The organism is Vibrio sp. QJM3NY_35, assembly GCF_057785915.1.
In genome coordinates this window covers 222,144-239,366 of record NZ_CM173507.1, presented here as the reverse complement: position 1 = coordinate 239,366, position 17,223 = coordinate 222,144, and the positions used below count along the sequence as shown (strand labels likewise).

Here is a 17,223-nt window from a genome sequence, read left to right as displayed (position 1 = left end):
ACCAAAAGATTTATGCTGGTGACCTTAATCCCTCAAATGGAAGCGGGTACGCCTAAAAAGCAATGAGATAAAATGCAACAAGACGCAATGTGATATGGCGCGTAAAACACGCCTGACGACTTGACGTCCCCCCTGAGCATTGACTAACGTTATAAAAACAGCCGTAAACGGTTGTCTTTAAAATCAATATTGCCATGTATTGGCACTAAGCGAGATAAGTATTACGGTCTCGCTTCAACCTCGCCATTAAGGTACTGCCTTATAAATAACGGGAAATGGCTGTCCCCTTTACACTCAACTGCACCATAAGCGCACTTCTTTGTGCGTCATGCAGTATCACTCGCGAGACCTTCATATTCTCGCTCACTAACTCGCGACACCGCTTGTATTGCTGTGTTGCAGTGCGGCTGATTGTTACTCAGCGCTGAGATGGGTTTGCCCATCAAGGACCTGATAACCTCACACGCTGACTTGATCATGCTCCATCCTGATCTCACTTAACTCTCTGTTTTCTTACTGAAACGTACGCTATTCGAATCATCGAATGGCGTGCGTTCGGCTTACTTTTATCATGTCTCAAGGATTTTACTTATGGGTAAACAATCGAATGAAAAAAAGCGCAACCGAGCCAACAATGCCGGCGGCGTTCCCGTCGATGCGTATAACGTCGCCCTTGCCATCGCCAATGTGTTGCATGAACTCAGACCCAAGACTTCGGGCGTGCTGACTGAACCCACTACGCCGCTTAACCTTTATCACATTTACTTCCTGTATTTATGGATCGCAGGCCATCTGTCTGGCATCGAAAAAGAGCAAGACATTCCCGATCTGGTGTTGGTCTCAGGGCGAGTCGACTGCGCGCCTCATCACCTTCGCCGAGTGCGTGAAGGGGGCGTCTCATGGGTCGAATATGCCATACCTTGCGCCTTAGCAAAGGAAACCGTGTATTTATGGCAACCCATGCCAGAAGCGCTCAATACTATCTTTAGCTATTGGCTTACTCATCATGACACGAGGCTTCGCCTCACTAAAATGCAAAAGAAACAGCTCTTTTGGCGATTAAAACAGAGAAAGCTACGCACGCCGGACGCGCTCAGAAGCCAACTTGTACTGAGAAAAGACCTCTTGTATTCCTACATCGAGCGAATGGCACATTGCGATCCTTATCTCTCACTTCCAGCCCAAAAACTCATCTCCGCCAAGAAAATCCACCATCACAGTGCGCTGAGTTACCAAATGCTGAACAGCGATCAAATTCGCTATGAGATTTTTTGTGCGCACAACCGCTATTTGCAGAGACTCATTCCCCAAATCAACCAGCTTCATGTTAAACCCTTTTGTGATGTCAGGCTTCCCACCACTGGCGCGCTTATTCCCGTCTTTTCCACGCTTAACGAGCGTCCCCCTTACATGAAAAAAGCCGGCGCGATCGTGGCGTTCACTCTCGAGATGACCGAGGGCACTCGAACCTATATTCCGATACCGCCCATGACCATTGGCTCTACGCGCGCGATCCCCATTCCCAAGCTGAGTCTCTTCTTTGGTCACCTTCGCCAACAACTGGCAACAACGCCAGAAAAAAACGCCTCCCAAGACGCGCTTCTTGAATATTACAACGCGCGCACCTACGAGCTGGCGTTGCTATTTGTGCTTCTTACCGGTGCTCGCCCTACTCACCACATATCGATAGAACGGGAAGCCTGCTTTGATTTACAACGCGCCCTTATCAAAGACAAGGGACGCTACCGCCTTATCGATATACCGAACTACTTACGACAAGCCATTGAGTCTTACCTTGAACTTCAAGCGTGCGTGCTCCAAACGTTAGCGCCCAATGGCGCCTCTGCCATGACGACCCTGTGGTACTTGATTGATGAGAACAACGCCGCCGTTCCCCTCACGGCAAAAACCTTGAGGTTGTTTATGCATGCACAGTGGCAACATTGCTTTCAACACAGGTTGGGTTCCCCCGACGAAAAGGTCGTCCCCTACCAGCTTCGTCACAGCTTTGCCCAACACGCCTTGCTGGCCACTCACCCACGCTTAACCACCCAACAAATTGATGTCCTGATGGGCCACAGCGAACTGGGTGAACACCTTGGCAGCGCTTATGCCTTTCAAGCTTTCAACCAAACATTGATTGAGCATTTGAATCACTGGCCATCGCGGCTGCAACTCTCTGCCATTACGCCCTGCCCTTCAAAAAAGGAAAGAGCCTTATGAACCGTCAAAGCCGCACCGCAAAACACATCCATCACTTCTATCAACAGCAGTCGATAGCGTGCGCTGAAGTTGACGCCTTCGAGGCCTTCTTAACACTGCTTTCCCAAGACAGGGACCAAGAAAGTGGCCATGAACGCCAATTGACCGAGTCACAAATGGCTTCGATAAACCGAGCCATTTCAGGCATCCCAACAGGCCGGCAAAGAACCTTAAAACGGGCGCGTGATGAGACGCTTTATTACCTAAACCAGGTGTGTGGCTGGGCCTTACCGCCGGTAAAAGTGCAACAATTTAACGATCATGAACACTTATGGGTGGTCTCGCTGTATCAACAAAGTGCAAGGGCCCATGCTATCTCTGGGTGCTACCAACAAGAGAGCCTGCACCGTATCAAGCAAAGAGGCGCCCCAAACTTGGCGTGGACCGTGTTGACCTTGATGATGGAAGTGGCGCCTCTGCCGCTCAATGTGTGGTGTGAAAGACTCAACGATCCCACCCCGCTGGAGCGCATTGGCGAGCAACTCACCCTAACCATCACGCACCCTGCCAACCTGTCGTATTTTGATGATACCGAACCCGTCAGCTTTACGCGCTACGCCGTATCACCGTTTGCCGCTCGCGCCTTCTATGACTGGCAGTGCCAGCAAGAACCGGGCAACCCAAGGGTGACACTGACCCGATTGCTCAACTCACTCAATGATGTTTATCCCTTTGCGCCGTGCAAAGCGCTCACCCCTCATCAATGGCAACAATCTATCCAAGCCTTATGGCTCCATCGCTTCGCCATCCCCCCTGAAATAGTAAAAGATTTCTCTGAGCCCATGCGCCATGTGAGTGCGTTACCACAAGAGGCCGCCTCATCGCACGTAGCCTCAGCGGACGATATTTATCAGCCGCCAGCGTTTGCGAAGATCCCCCCCCGAAACCCAAACCAAGAGACCCCGTTTCATCGCTGGCCTCACGCCATGCTCATCAAGTCACTCAATACGCCCCAACAAGCCGCGCCCACTCCACCCGAGTGGCAAGCCGATAATCTATTGCCCCGCTTATTGTTTGATTACGTGCAAGAACTGAAGCAATTTGGCGGTGTGAAAAAAAACACCCTCAGCCCCGCCACCTTGTTGCGCTACACCAGTTTTAAAAATGAACTGTCGACGGCCCCACTCCCTCTCACGATCGCCAATGACAGAGAAGCCCTGCAACAATGGGCCAAAGACCGATACTGCCTCATCCAAGACGAAACAATGGAAAAATGGACGCTGTATCAATTTTTCCGTTTTCTTACTCAACAATCCATCACTGAGCACTTAGATCTCTCGAAATTCATCAAACCGACCCAAAGCCTAAAAATTGATGCCCTTTCTCTTAGCGCTGAAGAGGTGCACCACCTGGTTACTCAGTTATTAACGCACAGCCTTTCCCCAATGCAGGCGTTATTTGCGAGTGTTAGCGCGTTATTGAGTTATTACGGCGCCCTTCGACGCGGGGAGCTCTTGCGCCTTCGCCTTCAGGATATTCGATGCACCCACGAAAAAGGGCAGTTGTTTACGCTCTACATCACCAATACCGAAGAAGGCAAAACAAAAAGCGGAGACGCTCGCACGGTTCAGATTGTGATGCCCGAAATCGGCGCCAAATTAATACGGTTGTTACTGGCGTTTAAAGCCAACCGCCCTCCTAGCGAGCCATTCATTGGCTTTGAAGGCGAGCCTATCCATTTACGAGCGCGCCACTACCTTTTGCCTATCACGAAAGTGCTCAAACAGTTACACGGTAAAAAAGCGCGCTTTCATCACCTTCGCCATAGCGGCGCCAAGCTGCTCTATCAACAAGCACTTTGCCTTGCGAGCGGTGCGGCGCCAAAGGCTTGGCATCCAACGCATCAAACCGTCACTGCGTCTCTCTTCTCAACACCCGTTGTAGAGCAGCGATTTCAATACTGGTTGCAAGGGCGCTCATTTTCAGAGTTAAACAATATGCTGCTGTTTGATGAAATCGGTCGAATGCTCGGCCATCAACACTATGCGACGACCCGACTGCATTACCTGCACGGCATGGAATGGGTCGCCCCGGTCTTTCTCCCTCAACAACGAGAATACACACATGCCGAGCTGAGGTACCTCTGGGGAATGAAACCAGGTTCCAATGATATCACTCGTCTTCTGACGAGACTCAGCCCTCAATACGCCCAACTTTCGTCCTCGGAAAAGCAGCGCCACCGGCCAAGCTTTACTCATGCACAGCTGACGGAGGCGCTGAGCCAACGTTTGGGCAGCAAATGCAAACCACGTGGTGATAAAAAGTGGCGTCAAAAGGTGGCGTCAAACGACAACGAGTGGATAGGACTTTGGACAAAAGGCGTCTCAAGTGTCACCCAAACTCGCCCTTATCGTTTTCAGTGGGAAACTCGAGAACAAATCAAACGCTTAAAAGAAACGCCTTGGGCTTTTTCCATGGTGAGTGACGCATGGCGCACCTTTGGGCAATACCAAGGCATTGAATGGAATAAAGCCGCGCGAACCGCCCTACGTCCGCTTGGCCAGCTGCACATCGAAGAGAAAACGCCGCAAAGCCATGATGAGGGAATGATCAACGGCAAGCAGTTGTATTTTCTTAGCCCATGCAATCAAAAGGTGGAAAAAGCGCTCCACACCCTCAAGCAATCACCGCTTAAGTACCATTGTCATCTCACGCTGCATCAAAACCGAAAACGTCTCGACAGTAAAAAATGGGATTTTATACAGGCGGCTTTACTCACAGCAAAAGACACCGCGAATAAAATCATCATCCCCACCGGCCGAACTCAACTCAAGATAGTGTTGAGGGTAGAGGTCACCGATCCCATTCTTCTAGAGCAATTTCAAACATGGTGGAACACCATGATACTTAACGCCTCACAGCCAAAAGGACACACATTATGAACACACTGAACTTTCAACCAGAAGTACACGCACACATTACCGAGCTGGTTAGCGGCATCAAAAAAGGCAGCGAGCACCCCTTTGTCACCTTCATTGTCACTGATGAATCGCTTCACCTCATTGGCGGCGCGACGGAGAAGCTCATCATGACCACGTTGGGCAGAGCGTCGGATTGCACATTGGAAAACGCCGCTTTCTCGTTTAGCGCCACCGCTTTTGCCAACCTATGGCTGTGCCAAACCAATCATGTTGACCAAAAGGAAACGATTTCATTGCAGCTCCGTCATGATAACCAACAAGGCGACGTCACGCTGGAAGGGCGAACCGAACTGAACTCCTTTCGCTACGCCCTCGCGCAGCCCGCTTGTGAACATCATCTGGCCTTCTTTGATAGCGTCATGACGCATCCCAAGCAAATTATTGAGACCAAGCAAGCGCTGGCGATATGCCAACTGGCCAATACCTGCACTCCTTTCTCAGTATTTGAGGTCAACAAAGACAGTAACCGCGTTCAAATAGAGCGAGACAACGACATCATTCCTTTCGCGCTCCCTAAGGGGATGAACATCGACATCGATATGGCCCTGACCCCAGAGGCCAAGCACTCACTGGAATCGATCGCGCACACAACGCAAAGTGAGACCTTGTCTGTCTATATTGATGATGAGCAAGCGATGTTTAGCGATGGAGAGCAGGTGTATTGCCATTCACTGGCGCCATTGCGCGCCTATCGAGAAAAACAGCAGCAACATTTTGAGTTAGAAGCCAAAGTGGTGATTGATATTCTTGAATTTAAAGCAGAAAGGGACAATTTTCAAAAAATCGAAGAGATTAAAAAAACCAACCAAGCCTTACTTTACCTCACCCCTGAGAGTATGTATTTCGCAAGCTTAGCACCCAAAGTGGGCGCCTTAATGGCACTCACGACCAAGAGCATCATCACTTCACAAGAACAACTGTATAGCGTCAACCTCAACGCCTTATCAAATGTACGTATCAAAGACATCACATCGGCTGATCAAATCAAGATGACGGTGCTGCGCAGCGCGCAAGGTGAACTCAAATTGGGGTTTCACAATGACGAAGATGGGGAGCACCCTTATTACAGTGTGCCTTTGGAGCGTGCTCTGTCACTCTTGCCTGAGCTAAAACGGGTCATCGATATCTCACAGCTCTTAAGTGAGAAGCCTGAACAAAACGATCTGTTTGGATTTGATGACGTGTAATGCCATTAATGATCGTCAGTAAGAGCTCAGACGTCGCGCGGGGAAAAGGCTGGCATATTTGGATTTGATGACAGATCAACGGCGCACCAATGAACCCTTATTTTTGATGAAAAAACCACCAAAAGCACTGGACATCGATCCAGTAAACTACTAGAGTCAATATTGAACATTTTATAGGCTATCGGGAAATGGACGTGGAGACACGGTTTTGGATTCGAAAGGTACTATGAAATAAGTGGGCAAATGATGACCTTGCGTCACCACGCCACACACAATATGCAGTTGGGATAGGAAGGCTGCAACCTCCCTACCCCGTACCGGCTGCGCAGACTTAAACCACCCCAGCCGATGGCTCGATTCTAGCGAATTCCATTGGTGAGGGACAGATCTATTTACGATCGGACATCCATGGAGGTCACTATGGCTCATATTCGCGTACGTCCTAACGGGCGCATTCAGTTCGATATTCATGTGTACGGCCAACGCTTTCGCGAAGGCACCAAACAAATGGCTAGCCCAAAAAACTTAAGGCTGGCTCAAGCCGCGCTCAAACAAATGAACGCAGAGATTGACCTTGGCACGTTTCAATACCGCGACTACTTCCCTGACAGTAAAAAAGTCGACCTATTTGAACGCTTACAGCGCGAGAAGTATCCCGACCGCCTGTATCCGTTTTTTAATGATTTTGCGGCCCAATGGTATGAGCGTCAAAAGGGCAATTGGAAGATCAGCTATCAAAGCGTGGTGAGAAACACGCTTGAACACTACCTCATTCCGCACTTTGGCAATACGCTCGTTTCTGAGGTGTCACTGTCCCAAGTGGAGTTTTTTCGTCAGACGCTGCAAGAAGGTCGAAAAGATGATGGCACGCGCAAGCTCACCAACAAACGTATCAATAATATTTTATGGCCATTGATTGCCATTATCAGCCTTGCCGCCGAAGAGCATGACTTCAAGTACCCGTTTCGACGCTATAAATCCCTTAAAGAAGAAAAAGCAGATTCGAAACCGCTGACCATGGAGGAAGTGCGCACTTTCTTAGAGTGCTGCGATGAGCAGTGGCATGATTACTTTTTACTGCGATTTTGGACGGGGATGCGAAGCTGTGAGGTACATGGACTGCATTGGGAGCACATTAATTTTGACCATCGATTGATTCATGTGAGGCAAAATTATGTGAATGGGAAAATTTGTGATGTGAAAACGCCTAAATCACGGCGTGATTTGCAGATGTGTGACACCTTATACGCCGCGTTCAAGCGTCAATGGAACAAAAAACAAGATAACAGCCCGTTTGTGTTTCCCTCCAAAACAGGAGAGGGACTCAATACGCAATACATCAGTCAAAAGGTGTGGCACCCAACCTTGAAAAAGGCCGGACTCACACCTCGCCGCGCCTACGAGACACGTCATACTGCGGCGGTGCTGCATATTGCCGCACATGAAAATCCACTCTTTATCTCACACAAATTAGGGCACAGCGATACCAAGCTCCTTTTTGAGGTGTACGCCCCTTATGTCGCCAACGCTTCCAGACAAGACGGCAACGCGTTTAACGATATGATGTTAGGAGGCATAGCATGATGATACTGACCTTTAACCGCGCTCAATACTTCCATCAAAACCTAACCGATAATGATCAACTGTGCGCCTTTGCATTAGGCTCTGAACTGCCTTCGGTTTATACACTCATCGGCAACAAACAAGAAATGGCGTTAAGTTCATTGAGCGAACAACACCGTTTAGAAGCGATAGCAAAGCAATGTTATGAGCGTTTTATGGAAGATCCAACGTTGCAATCGGTACTCGATAAGTACGCCGACAGTATGATGACCTCAGGCATGGTTATGTTTCACGATGTTCGATTACACGCTCAGTCCCCTGGGTTGACTTTAGCGAAGTACTACTGCGCACTTAAACAAACGGATGGGCATTTGGATAGGTCAATGGTGTGGGAAAAACACCTTCAATGGTGCCAAGCGTTATCTTTTGCTTTATATGAACATTGCCAAGATCCACGCAGTGATATTTGTTATGGCGAGAAGACCGTCATTATCGATAAGCCGCATAACAGGCAGTGTTACAGCTACACGACCATCAAGAAACCGGTGTCGTTTCAGCTCAACCGATATCAGTACAGGCAACTGCCTTGGCAGTGGCAAGACTAACGCTCCTGATAATACGGGAATACCGATAACATGGGTGTCCCGTATTTTATCAATTTTCACACGTCACTTTCCGTGAGTGTTTGACGACAGTTTCTCACAGTAAGAACTCTGATTTCGTGACTGAGACTATATATGATTCGGTAATGCCCAAATATGATTTCACGATAGTTTGTATGGGGTAACTCAGACACCGTACGCCCCATTTCAGGCATACTGCTTAAAAGTTCCGTTTTATCAAAGATTTCATTCACCCAATTTTCAGCAGCAACAGGGTTGTCCAAAGCAATAAATTCAGCGGTGTCACCTAGCTTTTCTAGCGCCAAAGGTGACCAAATTACTTTCATCGCTTAATACGCCCTAGAACTTGAGCTCGTGCATCTTCGTTAGAAACGCCTAAGCCAGAAGCTACCTGGGCTTCCGCTGTTCGCATTTCTTCTAGTAACTCAATTTTCTCTTGCATTGCTTCATATTCGGCAACGTCTAGAACCACAGCAACACCTTTACCACGTTGAGTGATAACAAGTGGTCTACGAGTCTCGTTGATTTGCTTGATAAATGACGTGACGCCAGCGCGAAACTCAGACAAAGGCTGAATATCTTGATCAAAGTGAATACGACTCATGTCAAACTCCAAATGGTACAATTTAATGTACAAATAATAGTGCAACTATCAATTTTCAGCAAGAGTCTGATTTTATGTTAAAACGCTTTCTAAACGGCAAAACGCCCCTGAGTGTCAAATACATGGGTTCAGTATTTGGGACGGCTAGATTTGAAGCGATTTGGTTTACTGTAGCTTAACTAGCTTAACAGTAAGTAAGGCAATAGGCTGTCCGTTAAACAAACATCAACCAACTTAAAACCTCACCCTCGAATCCAATAAACAGCGAGGTTTCTGGTATTTCTAACCCCTCACCAACTTACAATACTGCCGTCTCATCAGGTTGTTTTACTTCTAGCTTCTTCCACTTTCTTACTATCTTCGCCATTTTAAACGAGTGCGTCATCGCGTAAGTATGGAATAAGAAACACACCACAATGGTGTAGAACATCATGTATTCCGGTACTTGGAAGTATTCGCCTAATAAACCCAGGGTGGAATAAATCAGTTGCACAGAACAAATCACGACGAGAGATTCACGTGGGGTAAAACCAATGCGTTGCATGATGTGGTGGAAATGTTCGCGATCCGGTTGGAACGGAGAATGCCCTTTTCGAATGCGACGGATCATAATGGCCATCATATCAATCAAAGGTACAGCGATTAACCATAGGGCCGCCACTGGTCGAATCATATAATGACCGTGTTCAGGCTGCGTACCTCGAATTAAAATCCAGATGACAATGAAGCCGATCATCATGCTACCGGCATCGCCCATAAACACTTTACGCAGTTTGCCAAAATACCCCAAATTAAACAGCACAAAAGGAAGTAAGATCACTACCATCACGGCCATAAAGAAGGTATAGAATTCAAGACCATGAGCGAAGAACACCACACCTAACGATGCAAACACCACTATGCTTAAGCCGCCCAGTAGCCCATCGATACCATCCACCATGTTGAACGCATTAATAGCACCAATAACAGCCAGTACAGTAACAACGCTATCGATGACCATAGGGAACTGCACCACGCCTAATCCAAACACGTTACCTACATGAGAGAGCGACAACCCCGTGTGGTGCATAACAATGAGCGTTAAGACAGCTTGCACGCCCATGCGAAGCTTAAAACTAATGTCAAAACGGTCGTCAGCCACCCCTATCAACACCAGTATCGTTAAGCACGTCGCGATTATCTCTATGTTATTGATTTCTGAAGCGCTCACGTAAAAGAAGTACAACAAAGTAATGCAAAGCGATATACCGCCCACTAGAGGGACCACACCCTCATGATGTTTTCTAGCATTCGGTTTATCCACTAGGCCAATGGCGTAGCCGACTTTACGCATACAATACAACACCGCAAGGGCAAGAAAGAAGAACATAGAGAGTTCGATAAGGTAATCAAACAGCGACATTGGTTTAAGCCCTTTGGGTTCTTAGATAAAGGTAATTCAGTAGAACAATGAAGTGACGACAATAAGAACTGCCATCGCGATTCATCAAATTTGGATTCACTACACCTTTTCAGTTGCTGTTTTATCCATTTCGGCTTTGTTGCCTTTGAGGTAGACGTTTTGATAACAGTAGTTCGTCGCCTCGATGTATCCATCGACGCTGCCACAGTCAAAACGTTTACCTTTAAACTTATACGCAATCACACAACCATTTTTGGCTTGTTCTAAAAGCGCATCTGTAATTTGGATTTCACCGCCTTTGCCCGGCTGCGTTTCTTCCAAAATATCGAAGATGTCTGGCGTTAAGATATAACGACCAATAATCGCAAGATTACTTGGTGCAGTACCTTGCTCAGGCTTTTCAACCATATCGGTAATTCGAATCAGATCATCACTTAAGTGTTCACCGGCAATCACACCGTACTTGTGCGTTTCAGATTCTGGTACTTCTTCTACCGCGACAATAGAGCAACGGAACTGGCGATACAAAGCGGCCATTTGTGCTAACACGCCTTTGTCATCATTAATGCAAAGGTCATCAGCCAAAACAACCGCAAATGGGTTATCACCCACCAGTTCTTTGCCTGTTAAAATGGCATGCCCTAACCCTTTCATTTCGCGTTGACGAATAAAGGTGTATTGAGCAGAGTCGATCAATGAACGAATATCGTCTAGCAACGGCTCTTTATTGGTGCCTTGAATTTGGTGCTCAAGCTCGTAGTTCTTATCAAAGTGATCCATTAACGAGCTTTTACCACGGCCAGTCACAACGGCCATGCTGGTCATGCCCGCTTGAATCGCCTCGTCAACACCATATTCAATCAGTGGCTTGTTAACGATAGGCATCATCTCTTTTGGCATGGATTTAGTCGCAGGTAAAAAGCGCGTGCCATAACCGGCTGCGGGGAATAAGCAGTGTTTGATCATTATTTAAATTATTATTTTTTATTAAATTACTGATATATAAAACATTTCGAATGGAATGAAATTGGAAATACCGAAAAGAAATGTCTCAACATCAAAATTGAACTAAGACATTATAGATATAAGAATTTGTTATTTTTTACAAATGCAGGCATTTCCTAGAGGCGCACTTTCAGCACGCCCCTATAGAGAGTTACTTATTGTAAAACTCGCGGTACCACTGGATAAACTCAGCGACGCCTTCTTTAACCGTTACTTTTGGCGTGTAGCCCGTAGCGGCAAACAAGTCTTGCGTGTCAGCGTAGGTTTGATACACATCACCAGGCTGCATTTCACGAAAGTTTTTCTTCGCCTCAATGCCCAACTCGTCTTCAATCGCCTTTACGAAATCCATCAAGTTGATTGGTGAGCCGTGACCAATGTTATACACCGCATAAGGCGCAGAGCTGGTTGCTGGAGAGCCCGCTTCTACTGTCCAATCATTATCACGCGTAGGCACCACATCCGCGATGCGCACCACACCTTCAACAATATCGTTTACGTGCGTAAAATCACGCCACATATCGCCATTATTGTTGATATCAATGGTGTCGCCATCCAGAATCTTCTTCGTGAAGATAAACGGTGCCATATCTGGACGGCCCCACGAGCCGTACACGGTAAAGAAACGTAGGCCTGTGGTTGGAATGTCATATAGGTGAGAGTAGCTGTGCGCCATGAGTTCGTTCGACTTCTTGGTCGCGGCATACAATGAAACAGGGTGATCTACCGAATCTGACGTTGCAAACGGTGTTTTAGCATTCAACCCATAAACAGAGCTTGAAGAGGCATACACCAAATGCTTCACTTTGTTATGGCGGCACCCTTCAAGAATGTTTAAGTGCCCTACTAAGTTGGAATCGGCGTAAGCATGTGGGTTTTCAATAGAATAGCGAACGCCCGCTTGTGCAGCCAAGTGAATGACTTGGTCAAACTGCTCCGCTTCAAACAAACTCGCGACGCCATCGCGATCGGCAATGTCTAACTGAACCAATTTAAAATTAGCATGTTGAATACGTGCTAGACGCGCTTCTTTCAAAGCGACATCGTAGTAGTCATTCAGGTTATCGACACCGACAACCTGATACCCTTTTGCCGTTAGCTGCTCTGCCACAGCACTGCCAATAAAACCCGCCGCACCCGTTACCAAATACTTCATCTTATTCCCTTAATCTGAACCGAATAAATCACGCGTATACACTTTGTCTTTTACATCCGCTAGCTCTTGGGCCATACGGTTTGAAACAATCACATCACAGCTTGACTTAAACTGCTCGAAATCCGTTAGCACTAATGAACGGAAGAACTCTTTTTCTTTAAGCTCTGGTTCAAACACCACCACTTCAATGCCTTTTGCTTTCAAGCGCTTCATAATGCCTTGAATACTGGACGCGCGAAAGTTATCTGAACCGGACTTCATGACTAAACGATAAATACCCACACGTTGCGGGTTGCGCTTAATAATAGAGTCAGCAATAAAATCTTTACGTGTGGTATTGGAGTCTACAATCGCACCAATAATATTGTTTGGTACATCAGAGTAGTTGGCGCGCAACTGCTTGGTATCTTTTGGTAAGCAGTAACCGCCGTAACCAAACGAAGGGTTATTATAGTGCGAACCAATGCGAGGGTCTAAGCTCACACCATCGATGATTTGACGCGTATCTAGCCCGTGTGACTCGGCGTAGGTGTCTAGCTCGTTAAAGTAAGCAACGCGAAGCGCTAAGTAAGTGTTAGAGAACAGCTTTACGGCTTCGGCTTCGGTTGAATCGGTATACAGAATCTCAACTTCTTTTTTAACCGCCCCTTCTAACAGCAGGTTCGCAAAAACTTGTGCGCGTTCAGAACGTTCACCCACGACAATACGAGACGGGTGCAGGTTATCGTATAAGGCTTTACCTTCACGTAGGAACTCTGGCGAGAACATCAGGTTTTCGCATTCAAGTTCCTCTTTAATACGCGCGGTATAACCCACAGGAACGGTCGATTTAATCACCATCACCGCATTTGGGTTAATCGCCATCACATCTTTAATCACCGCTTCAACGGAAGAGGTATTGAAGTAGTTCGTTTCTACGTCATAATCTGTCGGTGTTGCGATAATCACGTATTCCGCATTGGAATACGCTAATTCCTTATCGAGTGTCGCGGTGAAGTTTAATGGCTTGTTCGCCAAGAAATCTTCAATTTCAGCATCAACGATTGGAGATAATTTATCGTTCAGTAATTTGACTTTCTCTTCGAGAATATCGACTGCGATAACCTCATGATGCTGGGCCAATAGCATCGCGTTAGATAAGCCAACATAGCCGGTACCGGCAATTGCAATTTTCATAGTTAAGCCAAATATTTAAGTAATAATTAGTTTTAAAATTTTAAAGTAATGCACAGAGCAACTTATTCGCGACTCCAAAATCAACAATAACTGCAGTAAGTAAAAGTGAATAGATACAGTAGTACTTGAGCACATGTCATCAGCCTAGAAAACACTTCGTTTATAATCAAAACTCAGAGTGATACTCAAGACACTGAGCCAGTAAAAATATCCAGCGTACACAGTAAAAACAAGAAATATTTGGGAGGGAAAAGTTGAGTCATCCAGGACAACAATGAATGTGCTTAACCCGATAAAGTAAAACTCATTGGTGATTGAGAGGGAGCAAACACATTAACACCCTAACTTTTCTGTATAATCAGATGGATTCCCTTAAAAGACGACACATAGCCTCTAACATTCCTTTCCGACCTTGGTACTGACTATCAGACATCACTGGTAATGTTGGCCAACCATTATCAACCCAATTGACTCCGTCATATTCATGTGCTGTTTCGTAGCGAGGTATAATATGAGAATGAACATGATGATCTATCATCATTAACATTAGATAGTTAATAACATCTGGATTGAATGTTACTTTTAGTGTTCTCTCAACAATTTTTATTAGATCAGCTAAATCAGCCATTTCTTCAGTTCTAACATCTGAAAAATGCAAAGCATCACGATTTAAAGAAATAATACCAGAGCCTAGAGTAGGTTGTTCTGGGCGTAAAGACCATGTCCACATACCTGTATCAAAGATAATCAACTCATCAATACAGAATTTTTTTTTAAAATCATCGAATGTGTGTGTCTGAGTCACAGTAATTTCCTTCGTAGATTAAGGTAAATGAACATAATCTATTACAGTATAAACATTTAAAAAAGAAGAATTCCAGTATGGTAATTCAACTAACAAACTGAAGAAAAGCTACCTGAGCCATCTCATTTTAGAGCAGGAAACCTCACAAGCAAGCATCGACCTTACCAAAATCCAGAGAAAATACCTATTTTATCAAAATTCTAAATATAATAATATGGAATGCAGTATCTCATTTATAAGCATCACTTAGATGCTCCTATAATTGAGCCGTTAACTACCCTTTACGGAGATAGCACCACAAACTAAAGACTAGACCTTGCCTTGATCAACCCAATACGTACTAACAGAAATCTAAATACGCTTTGTAAATGCCACAAAAAGTGTAACGACATTATCTTCCTATTATTATGTTTTGCTAGATGTACCGCTTTAATCGAAGGGATATATGTTACAGGCTGATTCAGGAGTTGACTTCTAAAACAAATATCAATGTCTTCACAATACATGAAGTAACCTTCATCAAAACCCTTCAGCTTCTTATAATGCGATGCAGTAAAACCTATAAAAGAGCCAGCGACCCAATCAACTTTTTCATTTTTAAATATTTCCGCCTTGTCCAATAAAGTTTTATTATCCAATCCCAAAAATGATTTTACAAAGTCTAGAAACTTAGGGAATTTTCTTACAGAAAAATCGTATAATGTAAAATCACTATTCTTATATAAATTAATAGCTGCAATAGGTAACGATTGAGATTTCATGACTTCAATAAGGCTTAATAAAGAACCATGAGAAATAACGACATCTGGATTCAAAACAATAAAAATATCATCATCTTCCATTCCTAGATTATCTAAGCAATATTTAAATACTACGTTGTTGTTCCTTCCAAACCCAAGTGAGTATTGTTCATCTATATGGTGAAAATTGGGACCAGCACTTAAAAACGAGAAATCTTCATGTGGCGTATTACTTTTGATAACAACGTTGAAATGACCACACAAAGAATCAACACATTCTAGACTTTTTATTAAACCAGCGTGGTTGTGTGATACTATAGAGATGTAAATTTTCATTAATTTAAACCAAAATTCATATAAGAGAGAAAGTAATTACCCTTGTTCTTTTGCTATTTCAAGGACCACCTGACGCAATAAAGTACTTGATGTATGGTTAGTATAAGGGAAGTAAAAAACTTCTTTATTAAGGCTTTTGAATTCAGCTTCAATTTTATTCCATTTTTCAGTCCCTTTCCAATCACTCCCTACAAACATTATATCAAAATTAATATTATTTAATGCTTCTAACTTATCGTAAGTTGTTTGTGGAACCACTTCATCTACAAATCCAATCGATTCAACAATTTCCATTCTCTCAGAGAAGGGAATTATAGGCTTTTTATTCTTTACTGAAGAGCAAAGTTCATCAGTAGTCACTCCTACTATCAAGTAATCACATTCCAATTTAGCTCTCCTCAAAATATTGAGGTGTCCAACATGAAACATATCAAAAACACCAGTTGTATAGCCTATTTTTTTCACTTAGATAACCCTCCAAAAAAATTTCTATTTAGCACTTGCAGCATATGTTTTAAACCAAATGTTTTTATTATGAAAAGTATAAACTTAAAGTTTGAACTTAACTTCCCACGTTCAGCGAATCTAGTATAATCAAATTGTGTAACTTTGTTCATCCTATCCCATAGGCCTTCGATCTTATAAGCAGAATATGCTATTGGCTTCCTCTTTTCCAAATCTGGAAGAGTCATATAATTAGTACCATAACTCTGTATCAGATAAGCGTTAACATCATTAGGTACAAAAATAGGGATTCCACACAAACTACGCCTTTGTAATGGATATACTAGAGCTTTACGCACCTTTTTTATCGGGGAAAATTGCCCATGCCCCTTAACAAGGTAACAATCTCCTTCCACCTTATTATTCAAGCTCATGTACTTATTATACTCTCTAAATTCTTTTTCCTTATACATCTTAGCATCTGATATAGAATCAAAAAGATTAGTACCACTTTCTTTACCGTAAGTAAGTTTCGATAATTTTTCTACTTTTTTCTCGTCAAAGTTAATATCATCAAATCCAATTTCCTTTATAGGTATTAAGTCCACTCGGATAGGCTTCAAACCTCCCCATTTATATTCACATACATGATCTTTAAAACCAAAATATTCACTCCAACTAACAAGAGCACTATCCTTATAAATTAAGGTCAGATTTGAATCATCCTTATTAGTCATTTCGCTAAGAATATCAATTAAAGCAAAGTAATCATCTACTGGCAGACAGATATCAACATCATCATCCCATGGAATTAATGAATCATGCCTCTCCAATCCTAACAATGTTCCGCCATCTATCCAATATTTTAACGATGCTTTATCACAGACCTCAGAAATGACGGCCAATAATTCTAACAATTTTTTTTGATGTAAATCTAACCCATATCTAGAATAATAGCTGATATTTCCATCACTTATAACTTTCAAAATTATAAACTCC

Annotated in this window: 15 protein-coding genes; 5 read left to right on the top strand and 10 right to left on the bottom strand. The window is 44.4% G+C overall.

Annotation, left to right across the window (positions count from 1 at the left end; all coding sequences use genetic code 11):
• The first annotated feature begins 591 nt into the window (after positions 1-591).
• The 5 genes from AC3CH3_RS01085 to AC3CH3_RS01065 all read left to right on the top strand — a co-directional run bounded on the left by AC3CH3_RS01085 (position 592) and on the right by AC3CH3_RS01065 (position 8,538).
• Positions 592-2,223, top strand: coding sequence for a site-specific integrase (locus AC3CH3_RS01085; protein WP_488537552.1), 1,632 nt, complete (start codon positions 592-594; stop codon positions 2,221-2,223).
• Positions 2,220-5,144, top strand: coding sequence for a hypothetical protein (locus AC3CH3_RS01080; RefSeq protein ID WP_488537551.1), 2,925 nt, complete (start codon positions 2,220-2,222; stop codon positions 5,142-5,144). Before AC3CH3_RS01085 ends, AC3CH3_RS01080 begins: the two co-directional genes overlap by 4 nt.
• Positions 5,141-6,370, top strand: a complete 1,230-nt coding sequence (locus AC3CH3_RS01075) for a hypothetical protein (RefSeq protein WP_488537550.1) — start codon at positions 5,141-5,143, stop codon at positions 6,368-6,370. Before AC3CH3_RS01080 ends, AC3CH3_RS01075 begins: the two co-directional genes overlap by 4 nt.
• Before the next feature lie 420 nt (positions 6,371-6,790).
• Complete coding sequence (locus AC3CH3_RS01070; protein WP_488537549.1) at positions 6,791-7,954, top strand: tyrosine-type recombinase/integrase; 1,164 nt, start codon at positions 6,791-6,793, stop codon at positions 7,952-7,954.
• A complete protein-coding gene (locus AC3CH3_RS01065) occupies positions 7,951-8,538 on the top strand; it encodes a hypothetical protein (protein WP_488537548.1) in 588 nt (195 codons plus the stop codon). Before AC3CH3_RS01070 ends, AC3CH3_RS01065 begins: the two co-directional genes overlap by 4 nt.
• A 56-nt stretch (positions 8,539-8,594) precedes the next feature.
• Here AC3CH3_RS01065 and AC3CH3_RS01060 read toward each other — a convergent pair whose 3' ends face one another.
• The 10 genes from AC3CH3_RS01060 to AC3CH3_RS01015 all read right to left on the bottom strand — a co-directional run bounded on the left by AC3CH3_RS01060 (position 8,595) and on the right by AC3CH3_RS01015 (position 17,210).
• A complete protein-coding gene (locus AC3CH3_RS01060; protein WP_488537547.1) occupies positions 8,595-8,882 on the bottom strand; it encodes a type II toxin-antitoxin system RelE/ParE family toxin in 288 nt (95 codons plus the stop codon).
• Positions 8,879-9,160: a type II toxin-antitoxin system Phd/YefM family antitoxin gene (locus tag AC3CH3_RS01055; protein WP_488537546.1), complete on the bottom strand. Its 282-nt coding sequence runs from the start codon at positions 9,158-9,160 to the stop codon at positions 8,879-8,881. Before AC3CH3_RS01055 ends, AC3CH3_RS01060 begins: the two co-directional genes overlap by 4 nt.
• A 298-nt stretch (positions 9,161-9,458) precedes the next feature.
• Positions 9,459-10,562 (bottom strand): UDP-N-acetylglucosamine--undecaprenyl-phosphate N-acetylglucosaminephosphotransferase, encoded by a 1,104-nt coding sequence (wecA, locus tag AC3CH3_RS01050; RefSeq protein ID WP_488537545.1) that lies wholly within the window; start codon positions 10,560-10,562, stop codon positions 9,459-9,461.
• A gap of 99 nt (positions 10,563-10,661) precedes the next feature.
• Positions 10,662-11,528, bottom strand: a complete 867-nt coding sequence (galU, locus tag AC3CH3_RS01045; RefSeq protein ID WP_102298291.1) for a UTP--glucose-1-phosphate uridylyltransferase GalU — start codon at positions 11,526-11,528, stop codon at positions 10,662-10,664.
• Positions 11,529-11,718: 190 nt separating this feature from the next.
• Complete coding sequence (locus AC3CH3_RS01040) at positions 11,719-12,723, bottom strand: NAD-dependent epimerase (RefSeq protein ID WP_488537544.1); 1,005 nt, start codon at positions 12,721-12,723, stop codon at positions 11,719-11,721.
• Between the two features lie 9 nt (positions 12,724-12,732).
• Positions 12,733-13,899 (bottom strand): nucleotide sugar dehydrogenase, encoded by a 1,167-nt coding sequence (locus AC3CH3_RS01035; protein ID WP_488537543.1) that lies wholly within the window; start codon positions 13,897-13,899, stop codon positions 12,733-12,735.
• Between the two features lie 358 nt (positions 13,900-14,257).
• Positions 14,258-14,704, bottom strand: coding sequence for an HIT family protein (locus AC3CH3_RS01030; RefSeq protein WP_488537542.1), 447 nt, complete (start codon positions 14,702-14,704; stop codon positions 14,258-14,260).
• A gap of 302 nt (positions 14,705-15,006) precedes the next feature.
• Entirely contained in the window at positions 15,007-15,780 is a 774-nt protein-coding gene (locus AC3CH3_RS01025) for a glycosyltransferase family protein (protein ID WP_488537541.1), read from the bottom strand.
• 36 nt (positions 15,781-15,816) lie between these two features.
• The gene (locus AC3CH3_RS01020) at positions 15,817-16,245 is read right to left on the bottom strand and encodes an FAD synthase family protein (RefSeq protein WP_488537540.1); all 429 of its coding nucleotides are present in this window, start codon (positions 16,243-16,245) and stop codon (positions 15,817-15,819) included.
• Positions 16,242-17,210, bottom strand: coding sequence for a LicD family protein (locus AC3CH3_RS01015; RefSeq protein WP_488537539.1), 969 nt, complete (start codon positions 17,208-17,210; stop codon positions 16,242-16,244). Before AC3CH3_RS01015 ends, AC3CH3_RS01020 begins: the two co-directional genes overlap by 4 nt.
• Positions 17,211-17,223 lie beyond the last annotated feature (13 nt).